We start from the raw sequence: 18024 nt of genomic DNA, 5'->3' as shown, positions 1-18024 counted from the left end.
GAGCATTGCCGAAGCGGTCGAGCGTGTAATCTCCCCCCTTGCGGGGGAGATGGCCGGCAGGCCAGAGGGGGGTGTGAAGGATCGCCACGCAGCGGCTTTTGCTTGCTGCTATCCAAAAAGAATCCGCACCCTGTAGGATCGCCGCCCCATCGCTCGTCCTTGGTCCGAAGCCGGCAAACGGCTCGAACCGCTTAGGAGGGAACACCCGTGAGTATTTCTCAAACCATGCCCGTCTCATCGGGCGCCCTGTGGACCGGCCGCGTGCTCAGCGGCCTCATCATCCTGTTCATGATCTTCGACGGGGTCATCAAGCTGCCGCCGCTCGATGTCGTCACCCAGACCATGGTGCCGCTCGGCTGGCCGGCCGATGTCAATGTTGCGCGCACGCTCGGCATTATCGGGCTGATCTCGACCGCGCTCTATGCGCTGCCCCGCACCTCGGTGCTCGGCGCCATCCTGCTCACCGGCTATCTCGGCGGCGCCATCGCCACAAACATGCGCGTCGGCAGCCCGTTGTTTTCGCACACGCTGTTTAGCGTCTATCTCGGCATCATCCTGTGGGGCGGTCTCTATCTGCGCGACCCAAGCGTGCGCGCCCTGATCCCGTTCAGCCGTTAAGCGAGGAGAAAACATGCTCAGCACCATTCTCATCCTCCTGGTCGTCATCATCGCCGCCGTGCTCATCTATGCGGCGACGAGGTCGAATGATTTCGTCACCGCCCGCACCGCCAGCATCAAGGCCGCGCCGGAAGCGATCTTTCCGCTGATCAACAATTTCAAGCACTGGCCGGAATGGTCACCCTACGAAAAGCTCGACCCGCTGATGAAGCGCACGCTGTCGGGCGCTGATACCGGCAAGGGCGCCGCCTACGCCTGGGAAGGCAATGCCAAGGCCGGCAAGGGACGCATGGAGATCGTCAATTCCGTGCCATCCTCGCTCGTGTCGCTGAAGCTTGACTTCGAGAAGCCGTTCCGGGCCAACAACAGCGTCGACTTCACCCTGAAGCCCTCGGGCGACACCACCGCAGTCACCTGGGCAATGCGCGGCAGCCGGCCCTTCATTGCCAAGCTTTTGGGCCTCTTCATGAATTTCGATACGCTGATCGGCAAGGATTTCGAGGCTGGCCTCGCCAATCTGAAGAAGGCCACTGAAAGGTAAAACGTCCTGCATTTCAACAAGCTCGGCGGCGGTCGTTACGAATGTGACAGGCGCGCGCACCGGGATCTCTCACGTCTTCGGGATCAAATCAGCTGTCTGGGAGTTAGAGCCGTGGCGGCGAGGACGGCGATCCGCGTGAGAGAGGAACGACAATGAAAAAAGCGATGATCATTCTGGTACTGGCGACCGCACTGGGTGCGTGCTCGCAAACCGAAAAGGGTGCCGCGGTCGGCGGCCTCGGCGGCGCGGCGGTTGGCGCAGCTGTGGCAAATGATCCGGTTCAGGGCGCCGTCGTCGGCGGCGCCGTCGGCGCCGTGGCCGGCGCGCTGATCGGCCGTGCCAGCGAAAGCGGTCAATGTCGCTACCGCGGCCGCAACGGGCGCACCTATATCGCCAGCTGCCCCGACGGTTATTGAACACAGCCAGGTCCAACATCGGAAACCGGCGGCTATAGATCGCCGGTTTCGCTGTTGCCCAAGGCAGCTGGACCATGGCTGCCTGCGCTACAGCAATCCCCGGATATGCTCCCAAGCCAGGCGGCCCAGGCGCGTGTCGACGTCGTCATTGCCGCCATGGGCATGCAGCCTCGAGCGCGGCGTGATTTCGCCCGGCAGCAGAATGCGGTGGCCGGCGTCGGGCACTGAGACGAGGCAGGTGGTCATTGCGGTGTCCTGGCGACACCGAACGATCGACTGGGCAAAATCCAGCGATGGCCATAGCGCGTCGTCGCCGCCCGCAACCAGAACAATGTCGGCTGAAATAGCTTCGACGGGAATGGCAGCCTTGGCCGCTGCGTCCTTGAAGGTTTGCAAGGCACGTAGGAAGAGCCCCCGGTAGGACACCAGACCATCGACATACTCAGCGTTCCAAGCGGGATTGCTTGGGACAAACGGCAAAGGAATCCCCTCGAGCGTCCACGACGATCGTTCCGGCCAGCTGACGCCGTCGCGGCCGGCCCGATATTGCCCCAGACCACCGATGTCGGGCTGATCGCAACCACGAGGCCGATGCGTGGATCGTGAGCCGCCGCAAGCAGGGAGGCCTCGGCGCCTTTCGAGGTCCCGACATAGACGATGCGCCGGCATCCCATCTGGACAAGATAGTCGGTCGCCGCGAAAAACGTTTCGAGCGGGATCTCGCAAATGCCGGGCACCTGACCTTCGCCGCCAAACCATTGCAGCGCGAGAGCGGATGCTCCTTCCTTGGCAAAGAGCCGGGCGCGGGTGACGTCGATGCGGCCGCTCGATCCGCTGAGCACGACGACGCCTGTCGTGGCGCCGGCGCATCGCAACAGCGTTCCGGCTACGCCGCCGAAAAGGGTCTCTTCCGTGACGGTCCGCTCAGTCATCTTTCGTTCGAACGCATATGACATCGCCGCACATTAGCAAAACGGCGGGCACAGGCCCGCCGTTTTGTCGATGCGATGACGCGATGCTTATTCGGCGGTGGCGGCTTCCGCTTCGGCCGGGGCTGCAGCAGCGGCGGCAACGGCGGCGGCAGCGTCTTCCTGGGCCTTCTTCAGCAGAGAGGCGCGTTCCTGCGCCTTCTTGCCGGGCTCGGCCTTCTTCGGGTTGGAGCGGGCTTCGCGCTTGAGGAGGCCGGCCTCATCGAGGAAGCGCAGCACGCGGTCGGTCGGCTGGGCGCCGTGCGACAGCCAATGCTTGACGCGGTCGGCGTCGACCTTGACGCGCTCGCCGTCCTTGGGCAGCAGCGGGTTCCACGAGCCGATCGACTCGATGAACCGGCCGTCGCGCGGCGAACGGGCGTCGGCAATGACGACGTGGTAGTAAGGGCGCTTCTTCGAGCCCGCACGGGCCAGTCTGATCTTCAAGGGCATTTCATTTCTCCTAAAATTTCTGATGTCAGTGTTGGGTTAATGGCTTTGTCTGGTGCAGGTCGTTGTCCCAAAACCGCTGCGCACTTTTGGGCGACATGCACTTTGTTAGCCGGTTTTGCTTGCGCCGTTGGACGCGGCGATCTGCTCGTGATGGCGGATCACTTCGCGGACGACGAAGTTGAGGAATTTTTCCGCGAAATCGGGGTCGAGATGAGCGTCCTTCGCCAGCTGGCGAAGGCGGGTGATCTGCTCCTGCTCGCGCGCCGGGTCGGCGGGCGGCAGGCCATGCTCGGCCTTGAGCACGCCGACCGCCTTGGTGCAGCGGAAGCGCTCGGCCAGCATATGAATGAGGGCGGCGTCGATGTTGTCGATCGAGGCGCGATAGCCGGCCAGGATGGTGCGTGCGTCGGCCATGTCTTTTTCTTCGTTCATAGCGTCCTCACTTCTTCTTTCCGAGGCCGGGCAGACCACCGCCGCCAAGGCCGGGAAGCTTCATGCCGCCGGGCAGACCGGGCAGGCCACCGCCGCTCGGGGTGGGCGGGCCCTTCATGCCGCCAAGGCCGGGCATCTGCTTCTGCAAGGCTTCGAGCTGCTTGGGATCCATCTTGGAGAGGTCGGGCATGCCGCCGCCCATCATGCCCCCAGGGCCGCCCATGCCGCCAGGCATCATGCCGCCGAGGCCCATCTTGGAGGCAAGGCCGCCCATCATGCCGCGCATCAAGCCGCCGCCTTTGCCCTTGCCGCCCATCGCCTTCATCATGTCGGCCATGCCGCGATGCATTTTCAAGAGCTTGTTGATCTCGGCCGCATCCGTGCCTGAGCCGGCGGCGATGCGCTTCTTGCGCGAATGTTTCAGCATGTCCGGATTGGCGCGTTCGGCCTTGGTCATCGACGAGATGATGGCTAGCTGGCGGCCAAACATCTTGTCGTCGAGGCCGGCGGCGGCCATCTGGTCCTTCATTTTGCCCATGCCGGGCATCATGCCCATGATGCCGCCCATGCCGCCCATTTTCGACATCTGCTGAAGCTGGCCGGCAAGGTCGTTCAGGTCGAACTTGCCCGACTGCATCTTTTTGGCCATCGCCGCCGCCTGCTCGGCGTCGATGTTTTCGGCGGCCTTTTCGACCAGCGAGACGATGTCGCCCATGCCGAGGATGCGGTCTGCAATACGCTTGGGGTGGAATTCCTCCAGCCCGTCCATCTTTTCGCCGGTGCCGATCAGCTTGATCGGCTTGCCGGTGACGGCGCGCATCGAAAGCGCGGCACCGCCACGGCCATCGCCGTCCATGCGGGTCAGCACCAGGCCGGTGATGCCGACGCGCTCGTCGAAGCTTTTGGCAAGGTTGACGGCGTCCTGGCCGGTCAGCGAATCCGCGACCAGCAGGATTTCGTGCGGGCTCGACATTTTCTTGATGTCGGCCATCTCCACCATCAGCGGCTCATCGATATGGGTGCGGCCGGCGGTGTCGAGGATGACGACGTCATGACCGCCGAGCTTGGCTGCCTGGACGGCGCGCCTGGCGATGTCGACCGGGTTCTGGCCCGCAATGACAGGCAGGGTCGCGACTTTGACCTGCTCGCCGAGCTGGCGCAGCTGCTCTTGCGCCGCGGGCCGCCGCGTGTCGAGCGAGGCCATCAGAACCTTCTTGTTCTGGCGCTCGGTCAGGCGCTTGGCGATCTTGGCGGAGGTCGTCGTCTTGCCGGAGCCCTGCAGGCCGACCATCATGATGACGACCGGCGCCGGCGCATTGAGGTCGATGGCGACGCCCTCGGCGCCGAGCATGTCGACCAACTCGTCATGGACGATCTTGACGACCATCTGTCCGGGCTTGATCGACTTGACGACAGCCGCGCCGACGGCCTTCTCGCGCACCTTGTCGGTGAAGGAACGCACCACTTCCAGCGCAACGTCGGCTTCGAGCAGCGCACGGCGCACCTCGCGCAACGCCGCCGAGACATCAGCCTCCGACAGCGCGCCGCGGCCGGTCAGGCCGTTCAGGATGGAGCCAAGGCGCTCCTGAAGTGATTCAAACATTGGTCAACCCGCCGCGCGAGAGCGCCTTGGATTCATGGTGATCCCTGTCGGGCCGATGGCCCTCCACGCCTCTTGTGCGCTCCTGCAGCGATTCAAACATTCCGTTTCCTTTTTCTCAGGCACCCCGATGGTGCCCGAGAGGTAGTGCGTTCGCGCCGCTCATCCAAGCAAAGCTCAAAACCAAAAAGCACCCGGGGGCGCTCAGCGCTGCCGGGTGTTGGCCTCCAGGATCTGTTTACAGCACCCACCTCAAAAGGTTTTGGCGTCCTGGTCGGCTTGCTCGGAGGGATACTCGTCGCGGATTTCGGGGCTGTAGACAGGAAATCGGCCGAAGAGTCAAGACAAGGGCAGCTTCCCGGTCTCTGGATCGGTCCCTGTTTAGTTCACCCTGCATCCCGAGGGTCGGCCGTAACCTTCAGCGGCGAGCGCGGGTGCAGAAGCAGCAGGATCGTCAGCAAGGTGCAGACGATACCGATGGCGGCGATGATGACGGCATCCGTCGTCGTCCAGTCCGGACCTTCCAGCGGCTTGGCGTTGAACAGGGCGAAGGAATTGTAGTTCTCCTGATGCGAGATCAGCAGGAAGCCGGTGAGATTGTTGCCGAGATGGGCGCCGAAGGCGGCGCCGAGATTGCCGGTGACATAAACCACCAGCGTCAACAGCAAGGCGAAGGCGGCGATCGAGGCCAGCACGCAGGCGTTGATGGCGGCGGTCGAGCCCGGGCTCCAATGCAAGGAGGTGAACAGCAAAGCGGGCAATAGCGCCCACACGTAAGGGCTCTCGAAGCGCCTGGCCAGGCCGCGCAGCAGATAGCCGCGAAACAGCATCTCCTCGGACGAGGTCTGCAGCAGGGTCAGCGCCACGATCGGGAGCAGGAACAGCAGCCAGGTCGACAGGTTGATCGTGCCGCGGGCGATTTCGGGCTGTAGCCAGTAGAGCAGGATTTCGGAAAGCGCCGATGTGATCAGCACCGCGACCAGGCCCTTGAGGAAGCCCGACAAGGACACGCGGCGACTGGCGCCGAAAAGCGCCGAGAGCGGCTCGCCATGGACGAAACGCATGGCAAGCCAGAGGCCGAGCCAGATGCCGGTAAACGAGGTGAGTGCGGTGAGTATGCCGATGGGCGAGGCCAGAAAGCCCTGAAGCGGCCCGCGCGGATCGTCCGGCAATACATGCCAGACGATCGCGACATAGGTGCCGCCAAGCACCACAACCAGGGTGATCGCCACCCAGAACAGGACGACGACTGCCGTTCCAATTATCAGCCGCGGCAGGTTCGTCTTTTCGGTGGCCGTGTTGCTATAGCGCTCGAAGGCGGCTGGATCTGATATCACGCGAGTTCCTCTGCCGAACGCATCGGATCGCATGATCTAGGGGATCGTCGGCTCTCGCGCAATTGCTGCTGTTCAGCGACCCTTTTGCCGCCCTCAGCCTCGGCAGGAGGGCGGCACGAGTTCACTTGTCATTCTTTCCAGGCAAAATCAGCGCACGACGTACATGATGCGCCGTGTCTGTGGGTCGACCAGCGCCTGCTGGCCATTCACATAGACGTAGCGGTAGCGGTAGTCGGGGATTTCGCGCAGTTCGACCGTGTCGGGCAAGGTGGCACCGGTCACCACCTCGCCCTCGAGATAGACAGGATCGAGCCGGTGCGTGCTGACATAGGTGCCGACTTCCGCCGGTGGCCTGTCGATGGCGTCGACGGGGCCGTCGTCGGACAGAATCGCACCGGTATAGGTATCGGGATAATCATCCTGCGGCGGTGTAACCACGGTGATGGCGGCGTCGGCGGGGCGGCGTGTCAGAACGACCCGGTTGCCGCCGAAATCGGCCGTGACATAGTCGGAATAGACCCAGCCCTGGCCTCCGGCTTCGGCAATGGTGCACCATTTGCTGTTTTCGATGCAGCCATTGAGCGTCGCCGACTGGCCGGCGGCGAGCACGCCGATCACAGGATATTGCGGGCCGGGGCCGGCGCGCACATTAAGATCGGTGACGGCCGAGACGGCGGTATCGGCGAGTGCCACACCCGACATCGCGACAAGCGCCCCGGCGACGGCCGGAAACAATATGCGTCTCATGGTTTCTCTCCCTTTCATGGTCCCTCGCGACACCAAACGAAACCAGAACGCATGCGTTCCGGCTAAAATACCGACGCCAGCTCACGATTTGTTCCGGTTTCTTTCGGCAAACCGGTCAAAAGCTCATGCACGAAGCTGAGTTTCTGCGCCGTCACGTCCGAAATGACGAAGGGATAAAGGTCGGGCAGGCCCATGCAGCGGTTGATCGAGTTGGAGGCTTCCGAGAGTACCAGCCAGCGGGCGAGAATCTTTTCGAACGGCTCGGGCACGGCGTCAGGTTCCGCGGGCGCCGCCTGCAACCGGCCGCCGGTGTCGCCTTGCGGCAGCACATTGGTCTCCATCGTCTCAAGCTGGCCGAGTGGAAAATTCAGCGCGTGCACCATCTCCAGCGTGTCGGTGATGTGGAGATGGTGCGCCCAGGTCTCGGCCCAGTCTTCCCATGGATGCGACGTCGCATAGGCGGAGATATGGTTCTGCTGCCAGTCGGGCGCAGCGCCATTGGCGTAATAGGCCTTCAGCGCCTGCTCGTAGTAGGGGCGTTCGTCGCCGAACAGCGCCCGGAAGGCATCGAGCCGTTGCGGCTCGTCGCGGATCAGCCGGTCCCAGTAGTAATGGCCAAGCTCATGACGGAAATGACCGAGCAGCGTGCGGTAATTTTCGCCCATCTCGACGCGACGCCGCTCGCGCTCGGCCGAGTCCGCCTCGGCGACGTTGAGCGTGATCAGGCCGTTGTCGTGGCCGGTAAGGATGCGTTCGCCGCCGGGACCGCCGCCGATCGGATCGGCAATGAAGTCGAAGGCGAGGCCGATTTCGTCGCCGTGCTTGTGCTTGGGCGCGACCGGAAGGCCGAAGGCGAGCAGCGAATAGACGGCGCGCTTCTTGGCCGCCTCGACGCGAATCCAGCGGCGGCGGTTGCCGTCGACGGAGAGGTCGGGGATCAGCTGGTTCAGCAAGCAGGCGCGGCAGTAGGTATGGCCCGGTTCGGCCATCCAGTTGCAGGCGCATTCATCCGCATTGGTGCAGTGGAAGATGCCGTCGACGTCAGACAAGGCAAAGCGCGCATGCTCGGGATCGTAAAGCACGAGACTCCCGCAATTCAGGCACTGCGCATTCTCGAAGTAGAGGCGGTGGCCGCAATGCGGGCAGTCGAACAGTTTCATGTCGATCTCGATGCGTCAGGCGTTGGCGTATGGCGTCAGAGGAGGAATATGGTGCGGAGCGGCGCCTCGCCCAAACGCCCGCCACGGGCCGCCGTTCCATGCCCCCGTCACCTCTTTTTACCCGAGCAGCGAATTCGCCTGCCCGGCGCCCGGGCGTTTCGGCCACAATAAGCACTTGATCGTAAGCAAATTCCGCTGCATTGGCCAGGGTAGCGCCGGGGGTACGGTGACAATGGCGCGTTTCGCTGGCAAGTTCGCAACCGGGACGTGATTCAGGCAATCAGGAGAAAAAGCATGGCATTGCTTGCCAAGGGAAAGATTATTGCTGCCGCGGTGGTCGCGGTACTTGCGCTGGCGACGGGCGCGCAGGCGGCGGCCAGCTGCGGCAAGACCGGCGCGGGCTTCGAAGCGTGGAAGCAGGACTTTGCCGCGCAGGCCAGGTCCGAAGGTGTCGGCGGGAAGGGTCTGGCTGCTCTGGCCGGTGCCAGCTACGCGACAAAGACAATCTCCGTCGACCGCGCCATCCACAAGGCGTTCAGCGGTTCGGTGGACGCCTTCATGAAGCGCCGTGGCGGAGCTGCGATCATTTCCAGGGGCCGTGCGCTGAAGAAGTCGAATGCGGCGATGTTCGACAGGATCGAGAGCAATTACGGCGTGTCGCCGGGCGTGTTGCTGGCCATCTGGGGCATGGAAACCGGCTTCGGAGCCTCCCTGGGCAACCAGAACACGGTCTCCGCCATTCTGACGCTTGCCTATGATTGCCGTCGCCCGGGGTTCTTTTACCCGCATGCCATTGCGGCGCTGAAGCTGGTCGATCGCGGCGCGCTGAGCGCCTCGTCGGTTGGGGCTGCGCATGGCGAGATCGGCCATACGCAGTTCCTGCCCGGCAATGTCCTGAAGTATGGCGTCGGCAACGGAAATCTGCGCGACAAGGCGACGGCCTTGGCTTCGACGGCCAACTTCCTCAAGGCTCATGGCTGGCGGGCGGGTGCGAGCGCGAGTGCGAATATGGGGGCCATCGCCGGCTGGAATTCCGCCAGCGTCTACCAGCAGGCCATCGCCCAGATCGCCGACGCGATCGACGGCGGCTGACAGAAATATCCAGATCGAAGAACGGAAAGCCCGGCCATGCGCCGGGCTTTTCTGCAAGGACTGGAGCGTTTGGCGGTCAAACCGTTCAGCAGCCAAGCGGCTACCCGCCTTTTATGACCTTCCAGATGTCCGTGGACTGGTCGAACTGGAGGCGGTTTATGTCGGAGAAGGTCAGCCGGCCGGTCTTCATGGCATCGACAAGGCGGCGGCACAGCAGTGGCGGCATGCGCTCCAGGGAAACGTCCATAAAAGCGGCGATCTCGTGTTTGGCCGATATATTCGATATGGCCACCTTGCTGACGCAGCGATCGAATGCCGCCTCGGGATCCTGACTCACTTGCTCCTGCCCAGTCTGGCAACCGGCCAGCATGACGACCATTGCAGGCAGGGCCACAAACCACGGCTTCATTGTCAGCTGCCCCCATCGATTGTGAGGAGGCTAGATAAGGGCCCGAAAAGATCAAGCAGGAAAAGCACTGAGTTCTTTGCCGCCGCTCTATTTCTTTGTTTTTACGCAGTTACGGACAAAGTCGGGCATGCTCTTTCTCGAATTGCTCGATCGTTGGCGCAAATGCCGGCTGAGCGCCTGGGCTCTCAATAATGTGCGTAGCCGCTCAACGGGCACTTCTGGGAAATAGGAACCTCGAAGGCGCCTTCAGTACCTTTGCAGCTCCGGAATTTGGAGTTGCGCAGCACCGGCGCGGCCCTGGCAGCCGCCTTTGACTTGCCCTTGATGACCAGCCATATCTCGGTCGGCAGGTCTAGCTGCACTCTGTTCAAATCGGAGTAGCTGATCCGCCCGCTGCGTACTCCTTCGGTGATGCGCTGGCAGAACAGGGCCGGCATGCGCTCCTGCGAGACGCCCATGAAAGAGGCGATTTCGTGCTTGAACGTGATGCTCCACAAATGGACAGCGGAGATGCACCCGTCCTGCTCGCGTTTCGTGGCCTGCGAGGATTGGCATCCGGTAAAGACGATGGCCGCCGCAAGCAGGAGAAAAATGGCATTTTTCACGATCAGAATCCCTCCGTCCCGCGAAGGAATTTAGATGAGGCTTTTAAAAGGTCAAACGGAAACCATGTCAGCCAGCTTGACCTCTTATATTAGAGGTACCAAATAAGAACCCTGCGTGACCGCCGGGTTTTCCTGGAACACTAGTTTGGTTCACCCTTGCGGCTCCTTGCCGCCAGCGTCCTCAGCCGCAGTGCATTGAGGCGGATGAAGCCGGCGGCGTCCTTCTGGTCGTAGGCGCCGCGATCGTCCTCGAAGGTGACCAGTGCGTCGGAATAGAGCGTCTTCTTGGATTTGCGGCCGGTGACCATGACATTGCCCTTGTAGAGTTTCAGGCGCACGGTGCCTTCGACGTCTTCCTGGCTCTTGTCGATCATCGCCTGCAGCATCAGCCGCTCGGGCGAGAACCAGAAGCCGTTGTAGATCAGCTCGGCGTAGCGCGGCATGAATTCGTCCTTGAGGTGGCCGGCGCCGCGGTCGAGCGTGATCGATTCGATTGCGCGGTGGGCGACGATCAGGATGGTGCCGCCGGGGGTCTCGTAGACGCCGCGGGATTTCATGCCGACGAAGCGGTTCTCGACCAGATCGAGCCGGCCGATGCCATTGTCGCGGCCGAGATCGTTGAGGGCCGTCAGCATGGCGGCCGGCGAGAGTTTCTTGCCGTTCAGCGCGATCGGGTCGCCCTTCAAGAATTCGATTTCGATCTCGGTGACCGCGTCCGGCGCCTCCATCGGCGAAACGGTACGCTGGTGGACGAATTCCGGCGGCTCGCTCCACGGGTCTTCCAGCACCTTGCCCTCGGAAGAGGAGTGCAGAAGGTTGGCGTCGACCGAGAACGGCGCCTCGCCCCGCTTGTCCTTGGCCACCGGGATCTGGTGCTGCTCGGCGAAGTTGATCAGGTCGGTGCGCGACTTGAACGACCAGTCGCGCCACGGCGCGATGACCTTGATGTCGGGATTCAGCGCATAGGCCGACAGCTCGAAACGCACCTGGTCGTTGCCCTTGCCGGTGGCGCCGTGCGCAATGGCATCGGCGCCGACCTCCTGGGCGATCTCGACCAGGTGCTTGGAAATCAACGGGCGGGCGATCGAGGTGCCGAGCAGGTAGGTGCCTTCATAGACGGCGTTGGCGCGAAACATCGGGAAGACGAAATCCGAGACGAATTCCTCGCGCACATCGACGACGCGGATATCCTTGATGCCCATCATCTCAGCCTTCTGGCGCGCCGGCTCCAGCTCGCCACCCTGGCCGAGATCGGCGGTGAAGGTGACGACTTCGGCGCCGAGCTCGGTCTGCAGCCATTTCAGGATAATGGAGGTGTCGAGACCGCCGGAATAGGCGAGCACGACCTTCTTGACGTCTTTTGTCTTGGGCATTGCTGGGGACATTTTGGCGGTTCCGCGCGTGAGTTTCGCGGGCGAGGTATCACGGCATTTCCGGCCAGCGCAAGGGATGAACGGGCGCCGGCCGCCGCAGCCGCTGGACCAGATGCCACGCCAGTCAGTTGCTGGCGTGAGCGGGGAGGCTGCGTTATAGACCGACGATCATTCGCCAGGGGCCACCGATGTCCTTCATTCCCGACACCACAACACTGATCCAGTTCGCCATCGCCACCATGATCCTGGCGATCACGCCGGGGCCGGATATGACGCTGTTCGTCTCGCGCACACTGAGCCAGGGCCGCGCCGCCGGCTTTGCCTCGCTGGCGGGTGCTCTGTTCGGCACGCTGATCCATACAACTTTGGTGGCGGTCGGCATCTCGGCGCTGATCGTCGCCTCGCCGATGGCCTTCCTGGTGCTGAAAATCTTCGGCGCCGCCTATCTGGTGTTCCTGGCCTGGCAGGCGATCACCAAGGGCTCGGCGTTTTCACCGCAGAAGAAGAATGGCCCACAGATTTCGCTGTTCCGCAGCTGGGCCGCCGGACTCCGCGTCAACCTGCTCAACCCGAAGATCATCCTGTTCTTCATGACGTTTCTGCCGCAGTTCGTCTCGGCTCACGATCCGAACGCGCCGGGAAAACTGTTCTTCCTCGGCCTCATGTTCATCGTGCTGTCGATCCCGGTGACGGCGCCGATGGTTTTTGCCGCGGAAAGGTTTTCGGCGGCGATGAAGGCCAGCCCGCGGGTGACGCGGGTGGTAGACTATCTCTTTGCCGGTGTGTTTTCGGCCTTCGCGCTCAAGATCCTGACCGCTCAGGCGAAGTAGCGGCCTGCCACCAGCTTCCGGCCCAGCGGCCGGCGCTTAGCCAGTAGAAGATGCCGCCGACCATGCCGCAGCCGATCACCGCGGCGATGGCGTGCGGTTTCGTGACGTCGAAATCCACGTTCTGATGAACGAAGCCGAGGAAGGCCGCGGCCACGACGCCGCCCGCGAGTGCATAGAACAGCCAGTCGCGGCGGCTGAGGACCTCGGAGATCAGGATTGCGACCACCGCTGGTATGAAAGCGAAATAGGCGACAAACAGCGCCACGAACGGAATCGAAAAATAGAGCGCCGTGGCCATCATCGGGTGCGCATCGTCCGGCTTATAACCGACGGAAGCCATGAACAGCACGTTGAGAAAGGCGCTCGCCGCCAATGAGGCGACGACATAGCCGAACAGGATGACAGCGAAACGGAGGATATAGGCGAAGAGGCGGCTCACGCCTCGCCATGCCCCGCAATCATCATGGCTTCCAGCGCCAGGCGGTCGACCTTGCGCATGCGTTCGGATTCGGATTTGAGCTGGCCGCAGGCGGCCAGGATGTCGCGGCCGCGCGGCGTGCGGATCGGCGAGGCATAGCCGGCATTGTTGATGTAGTCGGCGAATTTCTCGATCGTTTCCCAGTCCGAGCACTGGTAGTTGGTGCCCGGCCACGGGTTGAACGGGATCAGATTGATCTTGGCCGGAATGCCCTTCAGCAGCTTGATCAGCCCCTTGGCGTCCTCGATGGAATCGTTGACGTCCTTCAGCATCACATATTCGAAGGTGATGCGCCTGGCGTTGGACAGGCCCGGGTAGGCGCGGCAGGCCTCGATTAGTTCCTTCAGCGGATACTTCTTGTTGATCGGCACAAGCAGGTCGCGCAAATCGTCATTGGTGGCGTGCAGCGAGATCGCCAGCATGACGCCGATCTCCTCGCCGGCGCGGAAGATCTCGGGCACGACGCCGGAGGTCGACAGCGTGATGCGGCGCTTCGACAGCGAAAGCCCATCACCGTCGGAGGCGATCAGCAGCGCCTTCTTCACGGCTTCAAAATTGTAGAGCGGCTCGCCCATGCCCATCATGACGACGTTGGAAACTTTGCGGCCCTCGGCCGGGACGATGGCGCCGTCGGGTGTGTCGCGGTCGGGGAAGTCACCCAGCCGGTCGCGGGCGGTGAGCAATTGCGCCAGGATCTCTTCCGCCGTCAAATTGCGCACCAGCTTCTGTGTGCCGGTGTGGCAGAACGAACAGGTCAGCGTGCAGCCGACCTGCGAGGAGATGCAGAGCGTGCCGCGGCCTTCTTCGGGAATGTAGACGGTCTCGATCTCGACCGGACGGCCGGCACCGCGCGGCGGAAGGCGGAACAGCCACTTGCGCGTGCCGTCGGAGGAAATCTGCTCCTCGACGATTTCGGGCCGGGCGACGGTAAAATGCTTGTCGAGTTCGGCGCGCAGATCCTTGGAGATGTTGAACATGCCGGCAAAATCGGAGACGCCGCGCACATACATCCAGTGCCAGAGCTGCTGGGCGCGCATTTTCGCCTGGCGCTCGGGCACGATGCCGGCACTGACAAGGGCTTCACCGAGCTCGGCCCGGGTCAGGCCGATCAGCGACGGCTTCTCGGGCGTGGCGCGAGCGCGCCACGCGTCGCGTGCGCCCTCAGTGGTGAGATCGAAGGAAAGGGTCATATCAGCGCCAATATAAGCGAATTGCGGCCGATTTCATCCATCGTGCCGAAAAGAAGCGCGGCGCATAGCACAGGTTGCGGCGAGAGTCATGCGGCGGGAACCGCGCCAGCCTACTTGCACTTGGCGATCGACGTCAGCGCGGCCGAGATGCCTTTCAGCGAAAACACATAGGTCGTCGGATTGCCGCGGCCAGACTTCGCCGAGACCTTCATGTCGGTGCCGGTCTTCATGGCGGCGATCAGCACCGGCTCTTCGGCGGCGTTCTCGACCCAGGCCGACTTGCCGCGGGTGAACATCGAGAACGTCTTCTTGTCGATGGTGACGGTGGCCTTGGAGCCTTCCTGGAATGTGTAGCCGGCGATGAATTGCGGCTCGTAGGACACTTGCTGGCCCGGCCGCTGGCTGACGAAGAAGAACATGTCGCCGTGATCGAGCGTCGGCGGCTGCTTGTCGGTCGGCACGGTGAGCACATAGCAGACCTTGCCGCCCTGCGCCTGGTAGCTGTAGGTGCCCCAGGCATTGTGCTGGCCGATCTTGGTCGCCTGCTGCGCCAGCGCCGGCGCGGCAAAAGCCACCAGGACCAGGCTCGAGACTAGTGCAATCAATCCGCGCATCGCTTTTCCCGTATTCCAAATGGTGCGGGGCAGGCCGGCTTGGCGTCCTGCCCGTCGCTTCATTTTGATTTAATCTGGGTTACCAAACGGTGAATTTCCCTCGGAAAAGGACATTCACCCATGGAAACCACCGCCATTTCCGCGCCGCTTCTTGAAAAAACGGCTTTCGCAATGTCCCTGCGGCGACTTGGAGGCCACGAAAGCGGCAAGAGTTTGACTTTTCCAACGGCCGCAGCGGAACCCGAAGCCAAGCCGCTATCGTCCTGTTTGAGCGGAGGATTTCTTCTGAACCCAGTTGCCAACGCGACGCCGATTCAGCTCTTGTCGGCGATCGCCTCCTTGGCGGCCTTGCGGTGCGCAGGGGTGATATGGGCGCTTACCGTGGAGATCGCGGCGGTCAGCACGGCGATGTCGTCGGTGAAGCCGAGGCCGAAGACGAAATCGGGTATGACGTCGACCGGCAGCACGAAATAGCCAAGCGCTGCCAGCAATATGCCCTTGGCACGCAAAGGCGTCTTCCTGTCGAGCGCGCAATAATAGCCGGCGACGACCTCTTCCATGAACGGAATCTGCCGGGCGGCCTTCTTGGCCGTGCGCCAGAATTTGGCGCGCACTTCACTCTCGTCGCCGAGCTTGCTGCCGAAGCCGAAGAAATCAAAACCGGGCTGCTGCGCCATCAATCCTCTCCTTGCCGGCCGTCGCGCTACGCGTTGCGCGCGGCCGCCACGGAAAATGTGGTGAAAGTCCCGGTCCACTGCAAGAGGATGGCGCCGATTTGGCGTTGCCGCCCCAGCGTTCAGCCGCCAGCATACCCATTCATCTTCTTGGCCAGCGCGATGTCGAGCGCAGTGACACCACCGGCATCATGGGTGTTGAGCGTCACGTCGACAGTCTTGTAGACGTTCGACCAGTCGGGATGATGGTCCATCTTCTCGGCGGCCAGCGCGACGCGGGTCATGAAGGCGAAGGCTTCGGAAAAATTCTTGAAGTCGAAGCTGCGCTTGATGGAGGCGCCATCGGCTGCCTGCGACCAGCCGGCCAGTTCGGCCAGTGCGCCGGCGATGGCGTCGTTGCTGAGTTTCTCTCTCGTCATGATGATTTCCCGTGCTATCCCAGATATCGACCCTCACCATAATGCAAGTCGCCCAAAAGTCCTTTGCGTTTTGGGCTTCCAAATGCACGAACGGCGCATATCGAATGAGCGTAAAGCCGATAAATTCCATACTCTTCGTCTGCCTCGGCAACATCTGCCGCTCACCCCTGGCCGAAGGCGTGTTTCGCGCCGTGCTGGCGGAACGCGGCCGCGACATGGTGCTGGACGACATCGTGCTGGACTCTGCGGCGACCGGCGGCTGGAACCTCGGCGAAGCGCCCGACCCGCGCTCGATCGCGATTGCGGCCCGCCACGGCCTCGACATATCAGGGCAGCGGGCACGCAAGGTCAGGCCGGGGGATTTTTCGCGCTTCGACCTGATCCTCGGCATGGATCGGCAGAATGTCCGCGACCTCAAGGCGTTGGCGCCGGCCGGTGCGCGCGAACGTATTCATCTCTTGGCAGAGTTTGCGCAGGGCAAAACCCGCGACGTGCCGGATCCCTATTATGACGGGGCCGAAGCGTTCGCTTCGGTCTACCGCATGATCCGCGAAGCGTCGGAGGCGCTGGCGACGAGATTGGTGGCGCGGGCGTCGACGCCGGAGAGCGGCCACGCCTCCTCGACAATGTAGGGACCGCCGCCGACCGAATCGCGCGACGACATCAGCACGAAGCGGCCGACGCGAAACGGTAGCGTCGCAAAATTGCCGCGCGCCGACAGGTACTGGGCGACGTCGAGCGGGCTCGAATTGCGCAAGCGTGCCAGCGTAACATGCGGGGTGAACTTGCGCGGGTCGGCGGGCAGGCCGAGCCGCTGGCAGATGCGGTCGATTTCGCTCTGCAGCGCCGAAAGGTCGGGCGAGGCGAAGACGCCGGCCCAGACGGCGTGCGGCTTCTTCTGGCCGAAAGCGCCAACTCCGGACAGGGTGAGCGAGAAGGATGGGCGGTGCACCCGGTCGAGCGCGTTGGCGATTTCGTCGGCGATATGGCCTTCGACGTCGCCGATGAAGCGCAGCGTCAGATGGTAGTTTTCGACATCGATCCAGCGGGCTCCGGGCAGGCCGCCCCTGAGCAGGGACAGCGAAAGAGCGGCGTCACGGGGTATTTCGAGGGCGGTGAAAAGACGCGGCATGGTGAGCCTCCCTTCCTCGAATCGAACTGTGCCCCTAGCGAATCATCGATAGTCAAACGGGGCAAGTGGTTTGTTGGTTGCAGGCATTTTTACGAACAGGCGCCTCCAAGCGATGAATAAGCACTATTGCCGTGCCGCCTCGGCGCTTGCATTACCCAGATGCTGCATATGCTCTTCGAGCGCAGCATGGATGACTCGGGTCATCGGCAGCCCGGTCTTTTGTTTCAAAGTTCGCGCGAGGCGAACGCCGCGTTATTCTCGTCAGGCCGGCGTTCAACCGCCACCCTCAACTGCCGCAATCGCCTTCTCCACGGCGGGCATGATGCGCTCGACCATCGCTGCGACGCCCTTCGGATTGGGATGCAGGCCATCCTCCAACTGCAGGCCGGACTGCCCGGCGACGCCATCGAGAAAAAACGGATAGAGCGGCACATCGTATTTCGCGGCCAGCTTTGGGTAGATCGCATCGAAGGCGTTCTGGTAGTCGGCGCCGAGATTGGGAGCGGCGCGCATGCCGGCCAAAAGCACCGCGATCTTGCGCGCTTTCAGCTTCGCCAGCATGTCGTCCAGGTTCTTTTCCGTAATGCTGGGCGAGACGCCGCGCAGCATGTCGTTGGCGCCGAGTTCGAGGATAACCAGCCTTGTCCCATCCGGCACCGACCAGTCAAGCCGCGCCAAGCCGCCGCTCGAGGTGTCGCCTGAAACGCCGGCGTTGGCTACGGTGACGTCATGGCCTTTGGCGCGCAGCGCAGCTTGCAATTTGTCGGTAAAGCCATCGCCAGGCCCGAGGCCGAAACCGGCCATCAGGCTGTCGCCGAAGCCGACGATGGTGAACGTCTCGGCGCGCACGGACGAAATGGCGCCGCAAAGGGTGACGAAAAGGACGAGCCCTGCGGCATTCAAGCGTTTGAAAGATATCTTGCGTTTGAAAGACAT

22 protein-coding genes and 1 pseudogene are annotated in these 18024 nt (G+C 62.7%); 6 read left to right on the top strand and 17 right to left on the bottom strand.

What is annotated here, in order from left to right; all coding sequences use genetic code 11:
* Nucleotides 1–207 precede the first annotated feature (207 nt).
* The 3 genes from NLY37_RS22495 to NLY37_RS22485 all read left to right on the top strand — a co-directional run bounded on the left by NLY37_RS22495 (nt 208) and on the right by NLY37_RS22485 (nt 1575).
* Nucleotides 208–618, top strand: a complete 411-nt coding sequence (locus NLY37_RS22495) for a DoxX family protein (RefSeq protein WP_023687655.1) — start codon at nt 208–210, stop codon at nt 616–618.
* Nucleotides 619–631: 13 nt separating this feature from the next.
* Nucleotides 632–1159 carry an SRPBCC family protein gene (locus tag NLY37_RS22490; RefSeq protein WP_023742091.1) on the top strand — a complete coding sequence of 176 codons (528 nt, stop codon included), beginning with the start codon at nt 632–634 and terminating at the stop codon, nt 1157–1159.
* A gap of 152 nt (nt 1160–1311) precedes the next feature.
* Nucleotides 1312–1575 (top strand): YMGG-like glycine zipper-containing protein, encoded by a 264-nt coding sequence (locus NLY37_RS22485; RefSeq protein ID WP_023683830.1) that lies wholly within the window; start codon nt 1312–1314, stop codon nt 1573–1575.
* Nucleotides 1576–1662: 87 nt separating this feature from the next.
* On the opposite strand, the pseudogene NLY37_RS22480 reads toward NLY37_RS22485, so the two are convergent.
* The 7 genes and pseudogenes from NLY37_RS22480 to NLY37_RS22450 all read right to left on the bottom strand — a co-directional run bounded on the left by NLY37_RS22480 (nt 1663) and on the right by NLY37_RS22450 (nt 8272).
* A pseudogene (locus tag NLY37_RS22480) lies at nt 1663–2507 on the bottom strand (acyl-CoA thioester hydrolase/BAAT C-terminal domain-containing protein).
* A gap of 87 nt (nt 2508–2594) precedes the next feature.
* Nucleotides 2595–2996, bottom strand: coding sequence for a 30S ribosomal protein S16 (gene rpsP / locus NLY37_RS22475; protein WP_023671705.1), 402 nt, complete (start codon nt 2994–2996; stop codon nt 2595–2597).
* A 105-nt stretch (nt 2997–3101) separates the two neighbouring features.
* The gene (locus NLY37_RS22470; protein WP_023671706.1) at nt 3102–3428 is read right to left on the bottom strand and encodes a chorismate mutase; all 327 of its coding nucleotides are present in this window, start codon (nt 3426–3428) and stop codon (nt 3102–3104) included.
* 7 nt (nt 3429–3435) lie between these two features.
* Nucleotides 3436–5031 carry a signal recognition particle protein gene (gene ffh, locus NLY37_RS22465; protein WP_023702591.1) on the bottom strand — a complete coding sequence of 532 codons (1596 nt, stop codon included), beginning with the start codon at nt 5029–5031 and terminating at the stop codon, nt 3436–3438.
* Between the two features lie 383 nt (nt 5032–5414).
* Nucleotides 5415–6365, bottom strand: a complete 951-nt coding sequence (locus NLY37_RS22460) for a CPBP family intramembrane glutamic endopeptidase (protein ID WP_023745438.1) — start codon at nt 6363–6365, stop codon at nt 5415–5417.
* Between the two features lie 147 nt (nt 6366–6512).
* A complete protein-coding gene (locus NLY37_RS22455) occupies nt 6513–7112 on the bottom strand; it encodes a DUF1236 domain-containing protein (RefSeq protein WP_023742092.1) in 600 nt (199 codons plus the stop codon).
* 62 nt (nt 7113–7174) lie between these two features.
* Nucleotides 7175–8272 carry a zinc-binding metallopeptidase family protein gene (locus NLY37_RS22450; protein WP_023742093.1) on the bottom strand — a complete coding sequence of 366 codons (1098 nt, stop codon included), beginning with the start codon at nt 8270–8272 and terminating at the stop codon, nt 7175–7177.
* 294 nt (nt 8273–8566) lie between these two features.
* Here NLY37_RS22450 and NLY37_RS22445 point away from each other — a divergent pair, with 294 nt between their 5' ends.
* Nucleotides 8567–9364: a lytic murein transglycosylase gene (locus NLY37_RS22445; RefSeq protein WP_023671711.1), complete on the top strand. Its 798-nt coding sequence runs from the start codon at nt 8567–8569 to the stop codon at nt 9362–9364.
* 100 nt (nt 9365–9464) lie between these two features.
* On the opposite strand, the gene NLY37_RS22440 is transcribed toward NLY37_RS22445, so the two are convergent.
* The 3 genes from NLY37_RS22440 to NLY37_RS22430 all read right to left on the bottom strand — a co-directional run bounded on the left by NLY37_RS22440 (nt 9465) and on the right by NLY37_RS22430 (nt 11751).
* Nucleotides 9465–9773 carry a hypothetical protein gene (locus NLY37_RS22440; protein ID WP_023726018.1) on the bottom strand — a complete coding sequence of 103 codons (309 nt, stop codon included), beginning with the start codon at nt 9771–9773 and terminating at the stop codon, nt 9465–9467.
* A 185-nt stretch (nt 9774–9958) separates the two neighbouring features.
* Nucleotides 9959–10378, bottom strand: coding sequence for a hypothetical protein (locus NLY37_RS22435; RefSeq protein ID WP_245270973.1), 420 nt, complete (start codon nt 10376–10378; stop codon nt 9959–9961).
* Between the two features lie 140 nt (nt 10379–10518).
* Complete coding sequence (locus tag NLY37_RS22430; RefSeq protein WP_023742095.1) at nt 10519–11751, bottom strand: argininosuccinate synthase; 1233 nt, start codon at nt 11749–11751, stop codon at nt 10519–10521.
* A 188-nt stretch (nt 11752–11939) separates the two neighbouring features.
* On the opposite strand from NLY37_RS22430, the gene NLY37_RS22425 reads away from it, so the two are divergent.
* Nucleotides 11940–12581, top strand: coding sequence for a LysE family translocator (locus tag NLY37_RS22425; RefSeq protein ID WP_023742096.1), 642 nt, complete (start codon nt 11940–11942; stop codon nt 12579–12581).
* On the opposite strand, the gene NLY37_RS22420 is transcribed toward NLY37_RS22425, so the two are convergent.
* From NLY37_RS22420 to NLY37_RS22400, 5 genes are all read right to left on the bottom strand, one after another.
* Nucleotides 12553–13020 carry a hypothetical protein gene (locus NLY37_RS22420; RefSeq protein ID WP_023730266.1) on the bottom strand — a complete coding sequence of 156 codons (468 nt, stop codon included), beginning with the start codon at nt 13018–13020 and terminating at the stop codon, nt 12553–12555. The two genes, NLY37_RS22425 and NLY37_RS22420, sit on opposite strands and share 29 nt — an antisense overlap.
* Nucleotides 13017–14249, bottom strand: coding sequence for a dual-specificity RNA methyltransferase RlmN (gene rlmN, locus NLY37_RS22415; protein WP_023742097.1), 1233 nt, complete (start codon nt 14247–14249; stop codon nt 13017–13019). The genes NLY37_RS22420 and rlmN overlap by 4 nt, the downstream gene beginning before the upstream one ends.
* Before the next feature lie 110 nt (nt 14250–14359).
* On the bottom strand, nt 14360–14863 hold the full coding sequence (locus tag NLY37_RS22410; RefSeq protein WP_023671718.1) for an invasion associated locus B family protein: 504 nt from the start codon (nt 14861–14863) through the stop codon (nt 14360–14362).
* A gap of 314 nt (nt 14864–15177) precedes the next feature.
* Nucleotides 15178–15540, bottom strand: a complete 363-nt coding sequence (locus NLY37_RS22405; RefSeq protein WP_023671719.1) for a YkvA family protein — start codon at nt 15538–15540, stop codon at nt 15178–15180.
* Nucleotides 15541–15659: 119 nt separating this feature from the next.
* Entirely contained in the window at nt 15660–15956 is a 297-nt protein-coding gene (locus NLY37_RS22400) for a 4a-hydroxytetrahydrobiopterin dehydratase (protein ID WP_023715750.1), read from the bottom strand.
* Between the two features lie 104 nt (nt 15957–16060).
* On the opposite strand from NLY37_RS22400, the gene NLY37_RS22395 reads away from it, so the two are divergent.
* Nucleotides 16061–16588 (top strand): low molecular weight protein-tyrosine-phosphatase, encoded by a 528-nt coding sequence (locus NLY37_RS22395; protein WP_033003073.1) that lies wholly within the window; start codon nt 16061–16063, stop codon nt 16586–16588.
* On the opposite strand, the gene thpR is transcribed toward NLY37_RS22395, so the two are convergent.
* On the bottom strand, nt 16492–17088 hold the full coding sequence (gene thpR / locus NLY37_RS22390) for an RNA 2',3'-cyclic phosphodiesterase (protein ID WP_023671722.1): 597 nt from the start codon (nt 17086–17088) through the stop codon (nt 16492–16494). The genes NLY37_RS22395 and thpR overlap by 97 nt on opposite strands.
* Nucleotides 17089–17361: 273 nt before the next feature.
* The gene (locus NLY37_RS22385; protein WP_488377138.1) at nt 17362–18024 is read right to left on the bottom strand and encodes an arylesterase; all 663 of its coding nucleotides are present in this window, start codon (nt 18022–18024) and stop codon (nt 17362–17364) included.

The sequence above is a fragment of the Mesorhizobium sp. C395A genome (assembly GCF_030323205.1).
Lineage (GTDB): Bacteria > Pseudomonadota > Alphaproteobacteria > Rhizobiales > Rhizobiaceae > Mesorhizobium.
This window is presented reverse-complemented; position numbering and strand designations above follow the sequence as displayed.